General features: G+C 58.5%; 19 protein-coding genes. 10 read left to right on the forward strand and 9 right to left on the reverse strand.

Translation table 11 applies throughout. From position 1 onward, the window contains the following. Nucleotides 1–8 precede the first annotated feature (8 nt). Nucleotides 9–1,178 (reverse strand): pyridoxal phosphate-dependent aminotransferase, encoded by a 1,170-nt coding sequence (locus AAAC48_RS24515; RefSeq protein WP_340656694.1) that lies wholly within the window; start codon nt 1,176–1,178, stop codon nt 9–11. 91 nt (nt 1,179–1,269) lie between these two features. Here AAAC48_RS24515 and AAAC48_RS24520 point away from each other — a divergent pair, with 91 nt between their 5' ends. After that, nucleotides 1,270–1,947: a GNAT family protein gene (locus tag AAAC48_RS24520; RefSeq protein WP_340656695.1), complete on the forward strand. Its 678-nt coding sequence runs from the start codon at nt 1,270–1,272 to the stop codon at nt 1,945–1,947. A gap of 209 nt (nt 1,948–2,156) precedes the next feature. Next, nucleotides 2,157–2,366 carry a hypothetical protein gene (locus tag AAAC48_RS24525; RefSeq protein WP_340656696.1) on the forward strand — a complete coding sequence of 70 codons (210 nt, stop codon included), beginning with the start codon at nt 2,157–2,159 and terminating at the stop codon, nt 2,364–2,366. On the opposite strand, the gene AAAC48_RS24530 is transcribed toward AAAC48_RS24525, so the two are convergent. From AAAC48_RS24530 to AAAC48_RS24545, 4 genes are all read right to left on the reverse strand, one after another. Continuing rightward, nucleotides 2,363–3,466 (reverse strand): nickel/cobalt transporter, encoded by a 1,104-nt coding sequence (locus AAAC48_RS24530; protein ID WP_340656697.1) that lies wholly within the window; start codon nt 3,464–3,466, stop codon nt 2,363–2,365. The two genes, AAAC48_RS24525 and AAAC48_RS24530, sit on opposite strands and share 4 nt — an antisense overlap. Nucleotide 3,467: 1 nt before the next feature. Next, nucleotides 3,468–4,127 carry a DUF1007 family protein gene (locus AAAC48_RS24535; protein WP_340656698.1) on the reverse strand — a complete coding sequence of 220 codons (660 nt, stop codon included), beginning with the start codon at nt 4,125–4,127 and terminating at the stop codon, nt 3,468–3,470. 65 nt (nt 4,128–4,192) lie between these two features. Next, nucleotides 4,193–5,095 carry a LysR family transcriptional regulator gene (locus AAAC48_RS24540; RefSeq protein WP_340656699.1) on the reverse strand — a complete coding sequence of 301 codons (903 nt, stop codon included), beginning with the start codon at nt 5,093–5,095 and terminating at the stop codon, nt 4,193–4,195. Beyond that, nucleotides 5,095–6,279 carry an amidase gene (locus AAAC48_RS24545; protein WP_340656700.1) on the reverse strand — a complete coding sequence of 395 codons (1,185 nt, stop codon included), beginning with the start codon at nt 6,277–6,279 and terminating at the stop codon, nt 5,095–5,097. Before AAAC48_RS24545 ends, AAAC48_RS24540 begins: the two co-directional genes overlap by 1 nt. A 542-nt stretch (nt 6,280–6,821) precedes the next feature. On the opposite strand from AAAC48_RS24545, the gene odc2 reads away from it, so the two are divergent. Further along, nucleotides 6,822–7,955, forward strand: coding sequence for an ornithine/lysine decarboxylase (odc2, locus tag AAAC48_RS24550; RefSeq protein ID WP_340656701.1), 1,134 nt, complete (start codon nt 6,822–6,824; stop codon nt 7,953–7,955). 176 nt (nt 7,956–8,131) lie between these two features. After that, on the forward strand, nt 8,132–8,746 hold the full coding sequence (locus AAAC48_RS24555) for an N-acetyltransferase (RefSeq protein WP_340656702.1): 615 nt from the start codon (nt 8,132–8,134) through the stop codon (nt 8,744–8,746). Nucleotides 8,747–8,779: 33 nt separating this feature from the next. Here AAAC48_RS24555 and AAAC48_RS24560 read toward each other — a convergent pair whose 3' ends face one another. The 3 genes from AAAC48_RS24560 to AAAC48_RS24570 form a co-directional block, all read right to left on the reverse strand. Further along, on the reverse strand, nt 8,780–9,388 hold the full coding sequence (locus tag AAAC48_RS24560; protein ID WP_340656703.1) for an alpha/beta hydrolase: 609 nt from the start codon (nt 9,386–9,388) through the stop codon (nt 8,780–8,782). A 166-nt stretch (nt 9,389–9,554) separates the two neighbouring features. Continuing rightward, nucleotides 9,555–10,973, reverse strand: coding sequence for an NADP-dependent phosphogluconate dehydrogenase (gene gndA, locus AAAC48_RS24565; RefSeq protein ID WP_340656704.1), 1,419 nt, complete (start codon nt 10,971–10,973; stop codon nt 9,555–9,557). Between the two features lie 476 nt (nt 10,974–11,449). Continuing rightward, nucleotides 11,450–12,283, reverse strand: coding sequence for a MurR/RpiR family transcriptional regulator (locus AAAC48_RS24570; protein ID WP_340656705.1), 834 nt, complete (start codon nt 12,281–12,283; stop codon nt 11,450–11,452). A 148-nt stretch (nt 12,284–12,431) separates the two neighbouring features. Between AAAC48_RS24570 and AAAC48_RS24575 the strand changes: the two genes are divergently transcribed. From AAAC48_RS24575 to AAAC48_RS24600, 6 genes are all read left to right on the forward strand, one after another. Beyond that, nucleotides 12,432–13,265: an N-formylglutamate amidohydrolase gene (locus AAAC48_RS24575; protein ID WP_340656706.1), complete on the forward strand. Its 834-nt coding sequence runs from the start codon at nt 12,432–12,434 to the stop codon at nt 13,263–13,265. 70 nt (nt 13,266–13,335) lie between these two features. Beyond that, nucleotides 13,336–14,889, forward strand: a complete 1,554-nt coding sequence (locus AAAC48_RS24580) for an amino acid permease (RefSeq protein ID WP_340656707.1) — start codon at nt 13,336–13,338, stop codon at nt 14,887–14,889. A gap of 82 nt (nt 14,890–14,971) precedes the next feature. Then, nucleotides 14,972–16,342, forward strand: coding sequence for a glutamine synthetase family protein (locus AAAC48_RS24585; RefSeq protein WP_340656708.1), 1,371 nt, complete (start codon nt 14,972–14,974; stop codon nt 16,340–16,342). Nucleotides 16,343–16,461: 119 nt separating this feature from the next. After that, nucleotides 16,462–17,847, forward strand: a complete 1,386-nt coding sequence (locus tag AAAC48_RS24590; protein ID WP_340656709.1) for an aldehyde dehydrogenase family protein — start codon at nt 16,462–16,464, stop codon at nt 17,845–17,847. A 27-nt stretch (nt 17,848–17,874) separates the two neighbouring features. Then, a complete protein-coding gene (locus AAAC48_RS24595; protein ID WP_340656710.1) occupies nt 17,875–19,041 on the forward strand; it encodes an iron-containing alcohol dehydrogenase in 1,167 nt (388 codons plus the stop codon). 151 nt (nt 19,042–19,192) lie between these two features. Next, nucleotides 19,193–19,585 carry a hypothetical protein gene (locus AAAC48_RS24600; protein ID WP_340656711.1) on the forward strand — a complete coding sequence of 131 codons (393 nt, stop codon included), beginning with the start codon at nt 19,193–19,195 and terminating at the stop codon, nt 19,583–19,585. On the opposite strand, the gene AAAC48_RS24605 is transcribed toward AAAC48_RS24600, so the two are convergent. Then, entirely contained in the window at nt 19,582–20,649 is a 1,068-nt protein-coding gene (locus AAAC48_RS24605) for an ABC transporter ATP-binding protein (protein ID WP_340656712.1), read from the reverse strand. The genes AAAC48_RS24600 and AAAC48_RS24605 overlap by 4 nt on opposite strands. Between the last annotated feature and the right edge of the window lie 10 nt (nt 20,650–20,659).

Here is a 20,659-nt window from a genome sequence, read left to right on the forward strand (position 1 = left end):
AGGTGGTGCTATTTCGCCAGGAACTTTTCGATGCGTTCGATGGCGCGGAGGATGTTCTCCTCCGAATTGGCGTAGGAAAGGCGGACATAGCCTTCACCAAGTATGCCGAAATCCGGTCCGCCAATCAGCGCGACGCCCGCTTCGTCGAGCAGTGCCGCGGCAAGCTGCTTGGCCGGCCAGCCGGTTTCCTTGACGTTCGGGAAGGCATAGAAGGCGCCCTTCGGCGTGGTACAACTGATGCCCGGGAGACTGTTGAGCCCATCGACGACGATCTTGCGGCGATTATCGAAAGCCTTGCACATCTTTACCACATCGTCCTGCGGACCATCGATGGCAGCGATGCCCGCGAACTGGCTCGGCGCGTTGACGCAGGACCAGCAATTGACCGCGAGCTTGCGCACCTTGTCATAGAGCTGATCAGGCCAGATCGACCAGCCCATGCGCCAGCCGGTCATCGCCCAGGTCTTCGACCAGCCATTCAGCACGATGAGCCGGTCGCGAATCTCCGGGAAGGTGAGGAGCGAACAATGTTCCTCGCCGTCATAGGTCATGACGTCGTAGATTTCGTCGGACATGATGGCGACGTGCGGATGCGCTTCGAGGCCCTTCACCAGCTTTTCGATCTCGGCTTTGGGCGTTACGCCGCCGGTCGGATTAGCGGGTGAATTGAGGATCAGGAGCCGCGTCTTCGGCGTGATCAGGGCAAGTGTCTCTTCGGCGCAGAAGGCGAACCCGTTCTCCTCGCGGATCGGTACGGGAATGGGCTTCGCGCCGGTGAATTCGATCATCGAGCGATAGATCGGGAAGCCCGGATCCGGATAGAGGATTTCCGCCCCTGGCTCGCCGAAGATCAGAATAGCGGCGAACATCGTCACCTTGCCACCGGGTACGATCATGACGTTTTCCGGCGAGACCTCAACGCCAGTGGTGGTGAGTGCGCGCCGTGCCACCGCTTCGCGCGCAGCGAGCAGGCCGGTTGCCGGCGTATAGCCGTGATGGCCGTCCCTCAATGCCTTGATCGCGGCCTCGACGATATGGGCGGGTGTCTTGAAGTCAGGCTGGCCGATGCCGAGATTGATGATGTCCTTGCCTTGCGCGGCGAGGGCAGTAGCGCGGGCGAGAACCGCAAAGGCATTCTCCTCGCCGATACGGTCGAACCCGGAAATAGTCCGCAGCATTTTCTTGTCTCACATACAATTTTCAACTTCTGCTTTGTGCGTGGAGTACAGTAACAAGTCAAATACTCTGACGCTAAAGGCCCGCAATATCATGACCGATTTGACAAACTGGACGCCGCGCCCATTACCTGTCCGCGAACCGCTCGAGGGGCACTATGTGCGCCTGGAGCCGCTTGACGCGGCAAAGCATGGCGAGGAGCTCTACGAGGCCTCATCGGTCGCGGATGCTGGCGATCGGTTCCGCTTCCTCTTCGAAAATCCGGCCGACGACCGCGAAGCGTTTACGACGTGGCTGGAAAAGGTCGAAGCGAGCAAGGACCCGCTCTTCTTCGCCGTCATCGACAAGGCGAGCGGCAAGGTGGCCGGGCGCCAGACACTGATGCGCATCGATCCGGCGTTTGGTGTGATCGAGATCGGCAATATCTACTGGGGTCCGCTGATTTCGCGCAAGCCGGCAGCCACGGAAGCACAGTTTCTCTTCATGCAATACGCCTTCGATGGCCTTGGCTACCGGCGTTATGAATGGAAATGCAACAATGCCAATGAGCCATCGAAGCGGGCAGCAGAGCGGTTCGGCTTCACGTTCGAAGGCATTTTCCGCCAGCATATGGTGCAAAAGGGCAAGAACCGCGACACCGCCTGGTATTCTGTCATCGACAGTGAATGGCCGGCGCTGAAGGCCGCCTATCGGGCCTGGCTGTCGCCGGGCAATTTCGATGCAGACGGCAAGCAGATCAAGCGGCTGGAGGCGTTTCGGGCTGTAAAATAGTGGTGCGTGGTTCGACTCACCACGAGGGAAGTGGTTTGTTTGCAAGCAGGATCAGGAACCTCGGCGTTTCTTGGCTCCCTGCAAAACTCTACCTCCCTCATGGTGAGTCCCGTCGAACCACGCACTCCTTTACTGCCCCCACCCTTGCATTAAAACACAAGGAAGCTACAACGCACTGAAATGCGTTGGAAAAGGGCTTGTGAAGCGCGATGGATCCGAAAACCCGCAATGCGGCGATAGCGGCCGCCTGTATCATGTTCGGCTTCGGAATTGTCGCCTACTGGATGCCGACGATGATGCTGGCGCTCGGCGAACGCTCTACACTCGCGGCGGGTATCTTTGCCGTGGTATTTGTTGCGGGGTTCTTCTTTGTTTTTTGGCTGCGGGCCAGAAAACAGCATGAGGATGACCGGTCCTAAAACCGCATCGAGGCGGTCAGGAGCAAAGCGCCGAACAGCACAATGAACAGCGCGCCGCCGATCTCGATGATGTTTTGAACACGGCCTGAAAGCGCCGACGCGCCGGAAACCTTAAGCGCCACATTCTTCGCTGTGACTGCGAGGGTTGCCAGTGTCGCGACGGTGATGAACGTGCCGAGTGCCATGGCGAAGACGGAGAGCACGCCGCCGAGGATGAGGCCGTTCAGCAGCGAGAAGGTCAGGACAATCAGCGCGCCCGAACAGGGGCGCAGGCCTACCGCAACGATTGCCGCCCATGCGGTCTTCCAGTTGAATTCTCCGGCAAGCATCGCTGGATCGGGCGCATGCGAATGGCCGCAGGTCGCGCAGATTTCCCCCTCAGCGTGATGGTGATGACCATCATGGCCATGGTCATGGTGGTAATGGCCGTGGCTGCGAGCGGCGTGGGAATGCGCGTGCGAGTGATCGTGATGATCGTGACCATGATGATCATGGTGGTCATGCGCGTGATCGTGATCATGCAGAGCGCCATGCTTTTCGGGCACGAGATGCGCCACGCGCGGGCGGAAAAGCAGTGGCACCTTGCGCCACAGCAATGACAGGCCAAACGCGATGATCAGGACAAAGCTCGCCATTTCCATGTAATGGGCGGCGTCGTCCATCGAGACTGTCGAGCCGCGCAGCACCAGAAAGGTGAGGCCGATGATGAAAAGCGCGGTCAGCGCCTGCAGCATCGACGATGCAAAGGAGAGAAGGACGCCGCGTTTCAGTGTCGTCTCGTTGGCCAGCATATAGGAGGATATCACCGCCTTGCCATGGCCTGGACCGACCGCATGCAAAATGCCGTAGAGGAAAGACAGCCCGACGAGGATCGACGCCTGCCATGGGTCTTCGCGCATGCCTTTGAGCGCGTGCGTCATGGCCAGGTAGAAATTGCGCTGCTGGACATTGATCCACAGGATGAGTTCGGCGAATGGACCCGTGGGCTGCATGGCAACTTCATTCGAGCCGATGCCCAGAGACGATGTCTGCGCCAGCGCATGGCTGCCGAGGAATGCCACAAGGGCCAAAGCGCCAAACAAGGTCCGTTTTCGCATCATCTCACCCTTTCTTGGCGCATTCGATTTCGAGCCGGGTCGCGAAGATTTTCGACATGTTGGTGCCGGTCGGGTCATTGAAGAAAGCATCGGTCAGCGTCGCCTTGTTATCGGCAATTGCCTGGTCCGGGTCAGGGCGCACGACCTTCTGCGTGCAGCCGGCTGGCAGGCCGTTAACATGGATATCGGTATCATTCACGTAGTCGATGGCCGTGTAGAAGGTCGGGTCATAGACGCCAAAACTGGTCTTCTTGCCGAGTTTCAGCGGCTGTTTCGGTGTGCTTTCGAAGATGATCAGCAATTGATTGTTCTGGAAGTCGGCCAAGAGATGTGCAGGCGCTGCCATGGCGATGTTCTTGCCATCGAGAGTAACGGTCTGAAAATAATCGTACTCGGAGATGGACTCGTTGATAGTACTGGCGAGATCCGCCAGTTCCTTTTCATCGAGTTTCATATCGGCGTTCTTGTCGAACTCGACCAGAACCGTCGAGGAGAAGAGATCGTCGAAACGCCAGACATGGCCGAGTTTTTCGACCGTTCCATCGGGCTTGATGGTGATATCGAGCCGTGCTTCAGCAAAGACATGCGGATGCACATAGGCGGGCGTGGCGAAGATCAACCCAGCCGCAAGCGCGCCGATGAAGACCGCGAATCTCTGGTGCATAGATGACCCTTTGTAAGTTGCCGAACAGGACATCCCGAACTTGGCGAAATTGGGACGGTATAGCATTATGCGTTGCGCCGGTTGTCCTTGAACCACTTGGCCAGGTAGTCGACAAGAACCCGCACCTTGGCCGGAAGGTACCGGCGATGCGGATAGACCGCGTAGATGCCGGCATCGCGAGGCACGAATTCTTCGAGAACGCCGACAAGCCTGCCGCTGTCGATATCGGCCTGGGCGATGAAATCCGGGATCAGCGCAAACCCTAGCCCGGCAAGCGCCGCGCGCCGTCCCGAAAGGGGGCTGTTGATTTCGATTGGACCGGCGACCTGCACGGATAGTGGCGCCCCGTCATTATTATGAAACTGCCAGGCATTGCGCGTGCGATTGTTGGTGTCGATGATGCAGGGGAGGCCTGCCAGCTGTTCGGGCCGCGCCGGCTTGCCCACGCGCTCTATCAGCTCCGGCGAGCCGCAGACGATGACGTGAAAGGGTGCAATGCGCTTGGCAATGAGAGACGAGTCCTGCATGCGGGTGATGCGGATGGCGAGATCGAAGCCTTCTTCGACAAGATCGACAAAGCGATCGTCCAGCCGCACGTCGAGAACGATATCCGGCTGTTCGGCGCAGAAATCGACAAGGCACTGACCGATATCCGCATCGGCGAAGGTGCGTGGCGCCGATATCTTGATACGGCCCTTGATGTCGCTGCTCGATTCGCGCACCGCTTCCTGCAGGCTTTCGACTTCGCGCAGGATCTCACTGGCGCGCTGATAATAGGTGTGCCCTGCTTCGGTCAGCGAGAATTGCCGCGTGGTGCGGTTGAGCAGAAGCGCACCGAGTTCGTCTTCCAACTCACGCACATATTTGGACAACAGTGCCTTGGACCGCCCGATCTTGCGCGCCGCCGCCGAGAAACCTTCTGCCTCGACCACGTCGATAAAAGCGCGCATCCGGGTGAGCGTGTCCATCAGGTGGCCTTTTCCAATATGGTGCGCCCAAGCCGGATCAGTGCGTTATCGCTACCCTTCGGGCCGAGCAGGGAAATACCGAAAGGTGCGCCATGCACCTGCCCGAGCGGCAGGGTGATTTGCGGAAAACCCGACAGGCCGGAAAGGCAGAACAGTCGCACGCAGCGTTCGCGATAGGCTTGCAAATCGCCAAACGAGGCGGTGACAAGCGGCGCAGCGCCTGGGACTGTCGGCATGACCATGACACCGTCATCCTTCAACAAATCCGCCAACTCGCTACGAAACAGGTCACGCCGCTTCGTCTGCAAATTATAGGTTTCGATGTCGATGGTCGAACCATAATCAAAGCGCTCCTTGACGGCAGGACCCAAGTTCCGTTCTCTTGCCGAAATCCAGGTGCCATGTGCCGCCCAGGCTTCATAACCCTGGATCTGTCTCAGGCAGAGATAGAGATCGTCCATCGATGCTGTCGCCTGGCGGGCCGAACGCGCCTGACCGAGTTGCGCGCATACGGCCGCATACATCGCCCTGTAGGCCGCGTCTTCCGCCTCGCCGAGCAACAGGTGTTCGAGCAGGGGAATGAAGAGCGGGCGATTGAGCTTGAAGTCGGAACTATCCGGGCCGAGCAGGACCGCGCCGACCTTCTCGTAAAGCGCGATATCCCTGGCGAACCACCCGAAAGTGTCGAGGGAAGGGGCGAGCGGAATCGTTGCTTCAAGGGTGATGCGTCCATGCGAGGTGCGTAGCCCGACAAGTCCGCAAAAGCTTGCCGGTGCGCGGATGGAGCCGCCGGTATCAGAACCAACCGCTATTGTGGCGAGATCGCCAGCAACGGCAGCGGCAGAGCCGGAGGACGAGCCTCCGGTAACGCGGTCCGGCGCTGCCGGATTGACCGGGTGCGGGAAGTGTGTGTTCTGGCCCATCATGGAGAAGGCGAGTTCGTCGGTCTGGGTCTTGCCAATGAAGCGGGCGCCGGCGTCGAGCAGGCTTTGCACCGCTGGGGCGGTCTTCGTCGCAGCGGATGATTCGCGCGCCTTTTGCGGATTACCACCGCCGGTGACGAGGCCAGCCACATCAAATATGTCCTTGACTGCCAAGGTCTCGCCGGTCAGCGGGCCGCTACCCGAAGCAATGACGGGCAAAGGCAGATTCAACAGCGCGTTCAGAGGGGGAATTGTGCTCATCGTTCAACGATTCTAGGTCATTTATCCCCTGTTGTTCAATGAATAAAAAATTTCGCGCTGCCCCATTATTTTCATTGATTGGACACATCTTTCCACTTATATGGCCCTTGCCCAAAGTCGCACGTGCCCATGGGTGTCCGCCGATCTTCATTATGGTGAGGAAACGGTATGGTACCTGGAACTAACCCCTCCAGTCAGTTTAACGGCCAACTGTTAAGCTGAGGACATCTGAAGCAACGACGGTGCGGGCCTTTCTGGTGTCTTCCGGCTGTCCATAAGCCGGGATTACTGAAGAGGCACACCTTCATTGCCGGTAGTGCGGATGGGTTCATCCAAGCCAAGGCAGACAAAGCGGATTTACGCTGACTTTAGCGTCGATCCATCGCCGCATGAATCTTTCCCGTGGTTCCAGCATCTCCAAAGGCTGGCCTCGCGCTGGACCGACTCATGCACTTTGTCCCTGCGGTCCATCGGGCGTGTCCCATGAAAACCGCGACTTGCACAAGGCGGCCGGAAGTGCCGCTACGGATTGGAGACCCAAGATGGCTACACAGCGCATCCTCGACTTCATCAATACACGACGCCCGAACGGCCCCTGCATGGTGCTTGATCTCGAGGTGGTTCGGGAAAATTTCCATAATTTCGAGATGGCGTTGCCGGAATCGAAGATCTTCTATGCGGTGAAGGCCAATCCTGCGCCGGAAATCCTGCGCCTGCTCGCCTCGCTTGGCTCGAGCTTCGACACGGCATCGGTTGCCGAAGTTGAAATGGCGCTCGACGCCGGCGCAACGGCTGATCGCATCTCGTTCGGCAACACCATCAAGAAGGAGCGTGACATTGCGCGTGCCTTCGAACTCGGCATTCGGCTCTTTGCTGTCGATTGCGTCGAGGAAGTCGAGAAGGTCGCCCGTGCGGCTCCCGGCTCGCGCGTGTTCTGCCGCGTCCTGACCGACGGTGCCGGGGCCGAATGGCCGCTGTCGCGCAAGTTCGGCTGCGTGCCGGCAATGGCGGTCGACGTGCTGCGTGCCGCGCAGAAGCTTGGCCTGGAATCCTATGGTGTCTCGTTCCATGTCGGTTCGCAGCAGACGGATCTCTCCGCCTGGGACCGTGCGCTTGGCGATGCGAAGCAGGTCTTCGATACGCTTGCCCAGGAAGGCATCACGCTGAAGATGGTCAATATGGGCGGCGGGTTCCCGACCCGCTACCTGAAGGACGTGCCGACTGCACAGGCCTACGGCCAGGCGATCTTCCAGGCACTGAGCAAGCATTTCGGCAACCGTCTGCCCGAGACCATCATCGAGCCGGGCCGTGGCATGGTCGGCAATGCCGGTGTGATCAAGGCGGAAGTCGTGCTCGTGTCGAAGAAGGCCGACAATGACAATGTGCGCTGGGTCTATCTCGACATCGGCAAGTTCGGCGGTCTCGCCGAGACGATGGACGAGGCTATCCGCTACCAGATCACCACGCCGCGCGATGGCGATCACAGCGCGCCCTGCGTTCTTGCAGGCCCGACCTGCGACAGCGCCGACGTGATGTACGAGAAGAACCCCTATCCGCTCCCCATCTCGCTGACCATTGGCGATGAGGTGCTGATCGAGGGAACTGGCGCCTACACCACGACCTACTCGGCGGTTGCTTTCAACGGGTTTGAACCACTCCGATCATACGTAATTTAACATCTGGCACCTCTATACCCTCCCCTTGTGGGCAGGGACGGACCGCAGGTCCGCGGAGGGGTCTTTCGGGCGTACGTTGAGCATTTCAAAAGGCCCACCCTGCTGCTTCGCAGCCTGCCTCCCCAAAAAGGGGAGGGTATGGGAAACAGCCTTACGATCGAAGATTGGTCAAGACAATGAGCGCAGTAGACTTCATCGAACAAAACCTGCATCCGGACGGATCGCGGGCTTTTGCCATCCTCAACGAAACCGCGCAGGACGAACGGGCGCGGGAGGCCTTGCTGGACCGCGCCATGGGCGAGGGCCGCCGCCGCAAGTCATCGGAAAAGCTGCGGCGCGGCCGGCTGCCCTCCGAGGGTCTTGCCTTCGTGGCCCGTGGTCAGGACGGCACGTTGCTGGGCACGGTGCGGCTGTGGGACATCCAGGCCGGGCATGACGCAGCGGGCAAGCCGGTACGGGCTCTTTTGCTCGGACCTTTGGCCGTCGAACCGGCGCTCAAGGGGCAGGGCATTGGCGTCGCGCTGATGCGCCATGCGACGGCGGAGGCCGCGCGTCTTGGTCACGGTGCGGTCATCCTGGTTGGTGATCTGGAATATTACGAGCGCTTCGGTTTTACCGGCGCGAAGACCACCGACCTTGCCATGCCAGGTCCCGTGGAGCGCAGGCGGTTCCTGGCGCTGGAACTGAAGGCGGGCCATCTTGACGGTGCGCATGGATTGCTGACGCCAAGAGGGCGGCGGTCATCGCGGGCGATGAAGATCCTGCCCGTCTCCCTGCGGTTTTCAATGTAGATAAAAGAACCGGCCCGAACGGGCCGGTTTTGTTTAACGCACGTTCTCGCCAACGAAGCGCTCGATTGCTGCGACTTCGCTCTGCTGGATTTCATGACCACCGGAATGCCAGACAAGATTGGTCGCGGCACCCTGCAAGGTCAGATAATCTGCAAAGGATTGAGTCAGGTCGGGCGGACAGATCGGGTCCCGTTGTCCTGCAGTGATCAAAACGCGCTTGCCTGCAAGGCCAGGTTGTGGTGCCGGTTTCCAGGGTATCAATGGATGCAGCAGAACCGCGGCATCGAACAGGTCCGGTTTTGTCAGCATCACCGAAGCCAGAATATTGGCGCCGTTGGAATAGCCGAGGCCCATCGCATTCGAGGCCTTCGCGCTTTGCTTGTGGGTCTGGATGAAATCAGCCATGGCGCTGGTGCGTTCGGCGAGATCATCCATATCATAGACGCCCTCGCCGGTACGGCGAAAGAAGCGCGCTGCGCCGTGTTCTAAGACGTCGCCGCGCGGCGATACGATGCCGGCCTGCGGCAGCAACCGCCGGCCGAAATCGAAGAACTGATTTTCGTCGCCGCCGGTGCCATGAAAGACGAACAGCAGCGGGCTACCCGGCTGGTCAGCCTTGTGGATGCGATATTGATAAGACATGTCTAACCTCTCCGACGCGGATGTCTTTGTCCGCACCTCCATTGGTTGCGTTTGCATGTCTGGCATATGTTGCGAGGGTGGGCATTGTTAAACCCGCCTCCCGCTTGATAGATTGTCGCCGCCCTGTAGACAGTCGCGGCAGCATGCATCCTGTCTGTTGACGCTATCAACCCACATCCGACCAAGGACCGTGGAAGTCACCTTCCTCGTCCAGCCGCTTGAAGCCGTGCGCCCCAAAGAAATCGCGCTGGGCCTGGATAAGGTTGGCGGTGCCACGCGCCTGGCGGTAACCGTCGAAATAATTGAGCGCGGCCGAAAGCGCCGGGGTCGGCAGCCCGGCGAGGGCAGCTTCGGCGACGATCTTGCGCAATGACTTCGAACCGGTCTTCATCCGCTCGACGAAGGCTGGCACGAGGAGCAGGTTCTTGCCTTCGCTACCTTCAAAGGCGGCTGCGATCTGGTCGAGGAATTGCGAGCGGATGATGCAGCCGGCGCGCCAGATGCGCGCCGTTGTGGCGAGCGGGATATTCCAACCGTGTTCCTTCGATGCGCTTGCCATGACGTCAAAGCCCTGCGCATAGGCGGCGATCTTGCCGGCGAGGAGACCTTGTTCCAGCGCATCGATGAAAGCTGCGCTTGCATCGGAAAGCCTGGATGTCGCGTGATCGCCATAAGCTTTCGAAGCCTCGCCGCGTTCCTTGACGAGTGATGAGATCGAGCGTGCGGCGACGGCAGCTTCGATGGCGGTTGCCGGAATCCCGAGCATCTGCGCCTCGATCGCGGCCCAGCGCCCTGTGCCCTTCTGGCCGGCGCTGTCGAGAATGACATCGACCGCAGGCCTGCCAGTCTTGTTGTCGGTTGCCTGCAGCACCTTGGCGGTGATTTCGATGAGATAGGAGTTCAGTGGACCTGCATTCCACTTTTCAAAAATCCTGCCGATTGCTTCGGGCGCGAGGCCGAGACCGTCGCGCAGCACGCCATAAACTTCGGCGATCATCTGCATGTCGGCATATTCGATGCCGTTGTGGATGGTCTTGACGAAATGGCCAGCACCATCGGGTCCGAGCAGGGCGGAGCAGGGATAGCCTTCATATTTCGCCGAAATGGCGGTCAGGACCGGTTCGATGCGCGCATAGGATTCAGGTGTGCCGCCGACCATGATCGACGGGCCGTGGCGCGCACCTTCCTCGCCGCCGGAGACACCCATACCGACGAAGGTCGGATCATTGGGCCCGAGTTCGGCGAGGCGCCGTACGGTGTCGTGGAAATTGGCGTTGCCGGCGTCGATAATGATGTCATCCTTGGCAAGAAACGGCTTCAGCGCCGTAATCTGTTCGTCGACGGCTTCACCGGCCTTGACCATCAGGATGATCGGGCGTGGCGGACGGATGTTTTTTGCCAAATCTTCGAGCGTCTCGCACGGTATGATCCTGTCTTTCAGGCTGCCAGCTTCTTCGTAGAACTCATGGGTCTTTGCCACCGTCCTGTTGAAAACCGCGACGCGATAACCGTTTTCAGCGATATTGAGCGCCAGATTGGCGCCCATGACGCCAAGGCCGATCAATCCGATGTCAGCTTGCTGCATGATTTTGGTCCTTGCTTACTTCGATGCATATTCGCTGTGTGCGAGCCCTTGGAGACCTCTTCAGTCCGGGAAGAGCATTTGTATATCAATGAGCATCGGCGGCAATGGCTAGAGCAAATTTTGTCTATTTGGAGCCGGTTCTGTTTCGCGGATGGCGAGACAACCCACGCGGAAGGTGGCGAGGCCGATGCATTTCCATCGGACGAAGCCGCTTGACAAAGTGGTTGGCCGCCCGCCGGAAACCCAGCCGTTGGTTTGCATTGGCAAACCAACAAGCTGTCAAACCCGCTGGTCGAATTGACCGCATTTCGAGAGAAATGCGCTTCGACCGGTGGGCCGGGTGAATTCGGGCCAAATCCAGCGAGCTTTGCCTTCATCCGATGCAAAAGACATCGGCCTCGCCAAACCCCTTGTCCTTGTCCACCAATTCCCTCCGGCAGAACGACTGCAAATAGGCAAAACTTGCTTTGCACACGCTAAATATCCCGCAGCTTTTCCATCTCACGGATGCGGTTGGCGCTGCCTTTCTCCAGCTTGCGTGTAACTTCGGCGATAAGTGTTTCGGCTACGAGGAAGAGCGTTGCGGACGAGTCCCACGGCGAGGGGACGGCAGTTCGCCCGGCAATAACGTGGCGGGCAAATCGGGCGATGGGCGAAAGCCACTGATCGGTGATCAGGACGATCTCGACGCCGCGCGCCTGTGCCTTTTCAGCAAACCGGATGAGGCTTTCCTGGTAGCGGCGGATATCGAAGATGACGAGCACATCCTTCTTGCCCATGTCGATCAACTGGTCGCGCCAATGGCTTTCCTGCCCGGTGAGATGGGTAACGCCCGGCCGGGTGATCTTGAGGTGCGCCGCCATGTATCTTGCAATCGGATCTGTAAAACGGCCACCAAGAAGATAGATGCGCGCACGGTTGCGGCTAATGGCATCCGTAACATCGTCAAGCTGCTGCACGGAGAGGTGCTGGAAGGTTTCGCGAATGTTCTCAATGGCAGCTTCCATGAGAGGAAAAACAGGCCCACCTTTCGCGGTCTGGATCGCGGCCGCCCGGTTCCATGGCGATTGCACCTGCGCAGCGAGTTCCTCTTGCAGCGCACTCTGGAATTCCGGGTAGCTCTGGAAGCCAAGGCGGGAAACAAAGCGCAGAATCGTTGGTGAACTGACGCCGGCCTGAGTCGAAAACTCGGCAACTGTGCGCAAACCGATCAGTGGGTAGTTGCCAATCAGCGTCTGTGCGGCCTTGCGTTCCGATGCCGACATGGCGTCGATTTTCTCAGCAATCAGCTCGGAAATGCTGGTGTTCATCGATGGTTCCCGTCTCTGTCATGGCCGAATTCTGCGAAATGCGATTTTCGGATTTGACAATTTTAATTGTTGTGTATCAAATCATACGAGAGCGGAAATAAAAATACAAAATGTAATGTAAAGTACAGTTTGCCGAAGAGGGCAAGAAATGGGCCAGACAATCCCCAAAGGGGTGCCGCAGGCAGTGCAGCATGACTGGCGTCCTGTCCGGGTATCGAACCCTGATGGGCGTGGCCCGTATGTCATTCTTTGCGACCATGCATCCAATCATGTACCGGCACCTTTTGGCACGCTGGGGCTTCAGCCGGGCGATCTGCAGAGGCACATTGCCTGGGACCCGGGTGCCCTGGGTGTCAGTCAGGTCATGAGCCAACAGTTGGATGCGCCATTGGTCGAATCCTGCGTGTCGCGCCTTATCATCGATTGCAATCGGCCGCTCGACGCGCCAGACCTTGTCCCGTCGTTGAGTGAAGCCACGACGATTCCCGCTAATGTCGGTTTGGACGAGGCAGCAAAGCAGCAGCGTATCGCGCTATCGCATCGGCCCTATCACGCTGCCATCGAAAAGTTGGCGCAGGAACGGCCCGGCAAGGGCCTTCCTGACCCAATCTATGTGGCGGTTCATTCCTACACACCTGTTTATCGCGGCCTAGAGCGCCCCTGGCATATCGGTATCATTCACGATGATGATGACAGGGTTGCGGCGCCTTTGATCGCAGGCCTGCAGGCGTTGAATCAATTTAACGTCGGCATCAACGAACCCTATTCACCGGCGGACCGTGTCTATTACACGTTGGAGCGGCACGCATCTGCCTTTGGATTGCCGGCGGTAATGATCGAGATTCGAAACGATCTCATTACAACGCCAAAAGAAGAGATGGCATGGGCTGAAAAACTCTCAAGCCTCCTCAAGGACATCATACAAAACCCGCTTTCGGGAAAAGCGGGACTATCAAAAAGGGAAACGGCAAACAGGAATTAGAGGGCTTGTTGCTCTCACGGGCGGTTGGAATCTGACGTTGCAATTCTTTCAAGAATAACAGGGGAACGTGATGACACACCAAGATTATACCGAAACAGACAAATCGGAGGACGTGCAGGTCCTCCATAGCATGGGTTATGCCCAGGAACTCGAGCGGCGCCTCAGCCGCTTTTCTAACTTCGCAGTTTCATTCTCGATCATCTGCATCCTGTCCGGCGGCATCAACTCGCTGGCGCAGGCAACAGCGGGCGCCGGCGGCATCGGCATCGGCATCGGCTGGCTGGTCGGCTGCTTCGTATCACTGACATTCGCAGTTGCCATGTCACAGATCAGTTCTGCCTATCCGACCGCGGGCGGCCTCTATCACTGGGGTTCCATCCTCGGCAATCGCGGCACGGGCTGGGTAACGGCCTGGCTCAATTTGCTCGGCCTGATCACCGTGCTCGGTGCCATCAATGTTGGCACCTGGACGTTCTTCGTCGGTGCTTTTGGCCCGGCCCTTGGCATCGAAAACACACTCACGACACAAACGATCTTCCTGATCATCATCACCGGTGCTCAGGCGCTCATCAACCATCTCGGCATCAAGCTGACAGCCAAACTCACGGATTTTTCCGGTTACCTGATCTTCTTTGGCTCTATTCTCATTGCTGTCGTCTGCCTGTTCGCAGCCGAAACGTGGGATTTCAGCCGGCTGTTCACCTTCCACAATTATTCCGGCGAGGCGGGCGGAAATGTCTGGCCGGCCGTTTCGAACTGGTGGGTGTTCGCGCTTGGCCTCTTGCTGCCGATCTATACGATCACCGGCTATGACGCTTCGGCCCATACGTCGGAAGAAACTCTGAAGGCAGCTCATTCCGTACCGCGCGCCATGGTCATGTCTGTGGTGTGGTCGGCAATCTTCGGATATCTGTTCCTCGCCGCATTTGTGCTGATGATCCCGAACATGGACGAGGCTGCCAAGCAGGGCTGGAACGTGTTCTTCTGGGCGTTCGACCAACGGGTCGGCACGGGCCTCAAGGAATTTGTCTATCTGGTTGTGTTCCTGGCACAGCTGCTTTGCGGTCTCGCGACCGTGACTTCGGCATCACGCATGATCTTCGCCTTCTCGCGTGATGGTGGGCTACCTGGATCATCGGCACTGGCCAAGGTCAGCCCTACTTACCGCACACCGGTGGCTGCCATCTGGACATCGGCCGTTCTGTCGGTGTTGTTCGTCTGGGGCTCTTCAGTGGTATCGGTTGCAGGTACCTCGGCCTATACGATCGTCGTGTCCTGCACGGTCATTTTCCTGTTCCTCTCCTTTACTGTGCCAATCGTGCTTGGCCTGCTCGCTTGGGGCACACCGAAATGGGACAGGATGGGTCCGTGGAACATGGGGCGCGGTGTTTTCACACTCTTTGCCATCCTGTCGATCCTGTCGATGATCCTGATCTTTGTCATCGGCATCCAGCCGCCGAATGACTGGGCGCTTTACATCACGGTCGGGTTCTTCATCCTGACGGCGATCATCTGGTTCGGCTTCGAGAAGCGCCGCTTCCAGGGTCCGCCGCTCGGCGACATCATCGCCAAGCGCCAGGCGGTAATTGCCGCTGCGGAAAAGGCGGTCGGCGAAACATCCTGATTTTAGAACCAGGGGCGACCGGGCTTTGGCGGGTCGCCCCTTTTATTTTGCCCTAGATCGACATTTTGCTTGAGGAAAAAATATGCCCGGACATTGGAGTTTCGACGAATTAAAGCGCCATGTTACCAATGGCGAGATTGATACGGTGCTGGCCTGCTTCGTCGACATGCAGGGCCGCTTGATCGGCAAGCGGTTCCACGCTTCCTACTTCGTTGAATCCGCGCATGACGAGACGCATGGCTGCAACTACCTGCTTGCCAACGATATCGATATGGAGCCGGTGCCGGGGTACAAGGCCGCGAGCTGGAAGCAGGGCTATGGCGATTTTGTCATCAAGCCGGATCTTTCGACGATCCGCCATATCCCCTGGCTGGAAAAATGCGCGCTGGTTCTGTGCGACATTCTCGATCATCACCATCACGAGGACCTGGCGCATTCGCCGCGCAGCATTTTGAAGCGCCAGCTCGCCCGGCTGAAGGAGCGCGGTTATCTTGCCTATTTTGCTTCAGAGCTCGAGTTCTACCTTTTCGACGAGACCTATGAGAGTGCCCGTGCAAAGCACTGGACGGGCATGGCGACGGCGTCGCCCTATATCCAGGATTATGTGATCCAGATGACCACCAAGGAAGACGCGGTGATGCGCGCCATCCGCAACGGGCTCTTCGATGCAGGTATTCCGGTGGAGAATTCCAAGGGCGAGTGGGGCCCCGGGCAGGAAGAGATTAATGTGCGCTATGCCGAGGCGCTGGAAATGGCCGACCGGCATGTGATCATGAAAAATGGCTGCAAGGAGATCGCCACCCAGATGGGCAAGGCGATCACCTTCATGGCGAAATATGACTACTCGCGGGCCGGAAGCTCCAGCCATGTCCACAATTCGCTGTGGAGCGCGGACGGCAGGACACCGCTGTTCTACGACAAGAAGGCTGAACACACGATGTCACCGCTAATGCGGCAGTGGGTGGCGGGACAGCTGAAATATGCCGACGATTTCACTTATTTTCTTGCGCCCTATATCAATTCCTACAAGCGCTTTCAGGCGGGCACTTTTGCACCGACGAAGAATGTGTGGAGCCTCGACAACCGCACTGCAGGCTTTCGCCTGTGTGGCGAGGGGACGAAGGGTATCCGGATCGAATGCCGCATCGGCGGTGCCGATCTCAACCCCTATCTCGCCTTCGCCGGACTCATCGCTTCAGGTCTTGCTGGTATCGATGAGAAGCTGGAACTCGCCAAGCCGTTCCAGGGTGATGCCTATGGTGGCGCTCGCCTGAGGGAAATCCCGAAGACATTGCGGGATGCTACCGATACGCTCGCGCGCTCGAAGATGCTGAAAGAGGCGTTGGGTGAAGATGTCGTTGAGCATTACTTACACACCGCCAAATGGGAACAGTTCGAATATGACCGTCGGGTAACCGACTGGGAGTTGCATCGCGGCTTCGAACGGTATTGAAGAAAGTGGAATGCAGGAATACCCCTCGCTGCTGCTGCGCAGCCTCCCTCCCCCTTGTGGGGAGGGACGGAGCGAAGCGATGGGGAGGGGTCTTTGAATCAAATGAGTGAGGTTTTGCCATGACCGAGACGGTCAAACTGATTACCCCGATCGACGGCTCTGTTTATGCGGAACGTCCCATCGCAACCGACAAGGCCATCGATGCCGCTGTGGAATCTGCAAAGCAGGTGCAGGCAGACTGGGCGCAGACAAGCATTGCCGAGCGCGGCCGCCTGTGCCTGGCGGCGCTCGATGCGCTCCTTGCCATGAATGACGAGATCGTGTCGGAAATCGCCTGGCAGATGGGCCGGCCGGTGCGTTATGGCGGCGAGAAGGGCGGTGTCGAAGAACGCACGCGCTACATGGTCAGGATTGCCGAACAGGCACTCGCACCTGTCGTCGAGAACGACAAGCCCGGTTTCCGCCGTTATATCAAACATGCGCCGCTTGGCGTGGTCATGGTCATCGCACCGTGGAACTATCCATATCTTACAGCTGTCAACACGATCATCCCGGCGCTGATGGCAGGCAACAGCGTGATCCTGAAGCACGCGGCTCAGACGCTGCTTGTTGGTGAGCGCTTTGCGCAGGCGTTCGAGAAGGCGGGTCTGCCGAAAGGCGTGTTCCAGAACATCGTTCTCAGTCATGCCCAGACGGAAAAACTTCTGGGTTCTGGCCGTATCGATCACGTCAATTTCACCGGCTCCGTTGGCGGCGGCCGCGCCATCGAAAAGGCGGCGGCCGGGACATTCATGACATTGGGACTGGAGCTTGGCGGCAAAGATCCGGCCTATGTGCTGCCGGACGTCAATCTCGACCACGCAGTTGCCAATCTCGTCGATGGCGCTTTCTTCAATTCGGGCCAATGCTGCTGCGGTATCGAGCGTATTTATGTGCATGAAAAGGTCTACGACCGCTTCGTCGACGGCTTCATCGATCTCACCAAGCAGTATGTGGTCGGCAACCCGCTGGATGCGGCAACGACGATGGGACCCATGGCGCAGACGCGCTTTGCCGATCTGGTACGCGAGCAGAAGGCCGAAGCCCTGCGCAAGGGTGCCAAGGCGCATGTCAATATGAGCGTTGCCAATGACAAGGTCGGCTCGCCCTACCTTGCACCGGAAGTATTAACCGGCGTCGACCACCAGATGAGTGTCATGCGCGAAGAGAGCTTCGGCCCGATCGTCGGCATCATGAAGGTGCGCAATGACGAGGAAGCCGTCGCGCTGATGAATGACAGCCAGTACGGGCTGACGGCGTCACTTTGGACCACTGATACGGATCACGCGGCGGCCATCGGCGACCGGGTCGAGACGGGCACTGTGTTCATGAACCGTTGCGACTACATCGACCCGGCGCTGGTATGGACCGGTGTCAAGGAGACGGGCAAAGGGGCGGCCATGTCGGCCATCGGTTACGGCAATTTGACCCGGCCGAAATCCTATCACCTGCGTGAAGCAATATAAGTTCTCTGTTTTCTGAAAGAGCATGACATGAGCAAACTCATTTCCAAATGGAACTATCCGACCACTGTCCGCTTTGGTGCAGGGCGCATCAAGGAACTGCCGGAGGTTCTGGAGGCGACGGGGATCAAGAAGCCCTTGTTCGTCACGGATCCTGGCCTCGCCAAGCTGCCAGTGGTGGCGAGCACCTTGAAAATCCTCGACGATGCGAAGGTGCGTTACGGCGTGTTTTCGGACGTCAAGCCAAACCCGGTCGATTCCAATCTGACTGCGGGCATCGCGGTGTTCAAGAAGGGCAAGCATGATGGCGTCATCGCTTTTGGCGGCGGCTCGGCGCTCGATCTCGGCAAGCTCATCGCATTCCAGGCGGGGCAGACGCGGCCGGTCTGGGATTTCGAGGATGTGGGCGACTGGTGGACACGCGCCAACAGCGATGCGATCGCGCCAATCGTTGCCGTGCCGACAACGGCGGGAACGGGCTCCGAAGTCGGGCGCGCCGGTGTCATCACCAATGAGGAAACGCATACGAAGAAGGTGATCTTCCATCCGAAGCTGTTGCCGGCGGTGGTAATTGCCGATCCCGAGCTTTCGGTTGGCATGCCGGCATTCATCACTGCCGGGACCGGCATGGATGCGCTGGCGCATTGCCTCGAGGCCTATTGCGCTCCGGGGTATCACCCGATGGCGGACGGCATCGCGGTTGAAGGCATCCGGCTGGTGTTCGAGAACCTGCCGAAGGCCTTTACCAATGGCAAGGACCTGACTGCGAGGGCGCATATGATGAGCGCTGCAGCGATGGGTGCAGCAGCTTTCCAAAAGGGCCTCGGCGCGATCCATTCGCTATCGCATCCGATCGGTGCGCTCTACGACACGCATCACGGCATGACCAATGCGGTGTTCATGCCCTATGTGCTGGCGTTCAACCGCGATGCGGTGGAGGAGCGAATTGCCCGCCTAGCCAGCTATATCGGCATCAAGGGTGGCTTCGACGGGTTCGCAAAGTCGGTGCTGAAGCTGCGCAAGGAACTGAAGGTGCCGCACACTCTGCCGGGTCTGATCAAGGACCTGAACATGACCAAGAAGCAGAAAGAACTGATTGCCGACATGGCCATTGTCGATCCAACGGCTGGCGGCAATCCGGTCAAACTGACGAAGAAAGCAGCGTTGAAGCTGCTGGACGAGGCGATTGCGGGTTAGTTGTCGGGCAACCCCTTGAGCGTCAAACTGAAATGGGGCGCTGGAAACAGCGTCCCATCTGCTTTGAATCGCACGCGTTGTGTGACTTTGGTAGCGATTATCTCCACCGACATTCGTGCTACTCTTAGGGCATGCCAATCCGGAGGATACCGTGAACGAACCTGCCAACGGCGCTGCTAAAGCAATTGCATTTCAATACTTGTTCCACGGCGCGATGATGGCATTGGCTTTTGGCATGAGTTTCTATCTGCTTGACGACGGTCGAAGCCTCGCCTTTGTAAAAGCGCTGGCGACAGCGCTCTATTTGCTGGCGGGTCGTGGCGTAGCTGGCCTTTGCCCCATCGACCCTAGCAATCACTTCTTCTCAGGCCCATATCTTGGACGGCTATTCCTCGACGCGGCATTGCTTTCGGGCTGGCTTGTGATCTTCCTGTGGAACCCCGCCCAATCACTCGGGAGCGTGATCATTAGTTTCGTGACGTTTGCGCCGATCTATGTTGCCATTACGATTCTGTCGCGTTGGCTCAGGTCTGCTTTGCCCTAATGCCCCAGAACCAGCAGGTCCTTCGCGGCAAGGCTGACCTTGACGTCTTCACCGGGTTCTGGCGGAGGGGCGCTCGGATTGTTGAAGGTGTCGAAAGACACGGTGTTTTCGCCGAGCGATGCGCGGATGCGGATGACCGATCCCAGGAAATGCACGCTGTTGATCTTGCCATCGAGCGTGGTTTCACGCTTGTCGGTGGCTTCACCGAGGCTGACGGCTTCCGGGCGGACAGCGAGTGAAATCTTGTCGCCAGTCTTGTGGCCGTTGAGGCGAGTCCGGTCGATCGCGATATCCTTGCCATCGATGCTGATGACGCCCGATGCTGCATCGCGCACCGTGGCGTCCAGCGTGTTGAGGGTACCGACGAAGGAGGCCACGAAACGCGAGGCGGGCTGATTGTAGATCTCGAAGGGTGCGCCGACCTGCTCGGCATTGCCTTCATACATCACGACGATGCGATCGGAGATCGAAAGGGCTTCTTCCTGGTCATGCGTGACGAAGATCGTGGTGATGCCAAGCTTACGCTGGATCGCCCGGATTTCCTCGCGCAGGGAAACACGGATTTTGGCATCAAGAGCCGAGAGCGGTTCATCCAGCAGGAGAACCTGCGGCTTGGTGGCAAGTGCACGCGCGAGCGCCACGCGCTGCTGCTGGCCGCCCGAGAGCTGGTAGGGGAACCTTTCGGCAAGGTGGTCGAGTTTGATCAGCGACAGCATTTCATGCACGGTCGCGTTGATCTCGGCTTGCGCCTTCTTGGCAACCTTCAGACCGAAGGCGACATTCTGCGCGACTGTCATATTGGGAAAGAGCGCATAGGCCTGGAACACCATGCCGATATTGCGCTGGTTCGGCTTCAGATTGACGACATCCTTGCCGCCAATGCTGATCGTGCCGGAGGTCGGTGTTTCAAAGCCTGCAACCATGCGCAGGACCGTGGTCTTGCCGCAACCGCTTGGTCCAAGAAAGGATATGAATTCGCCCTTCTGGATGTCCAGATTGAAATCATGAACGACGGTGGTTGCTCCGAAACTCTTTTTCAAATGGCTGATGCTGAGAAAGGACATGAGTGAGGTT

The organism is Phyllobacterium sp. (assembly GCF_037994405.1).
Lineage (GTDB): Bacteria > Pseudomonadota > Alphaproteobacteria > Rhizobiales > Rhizobiaceae > Phyllobacterium.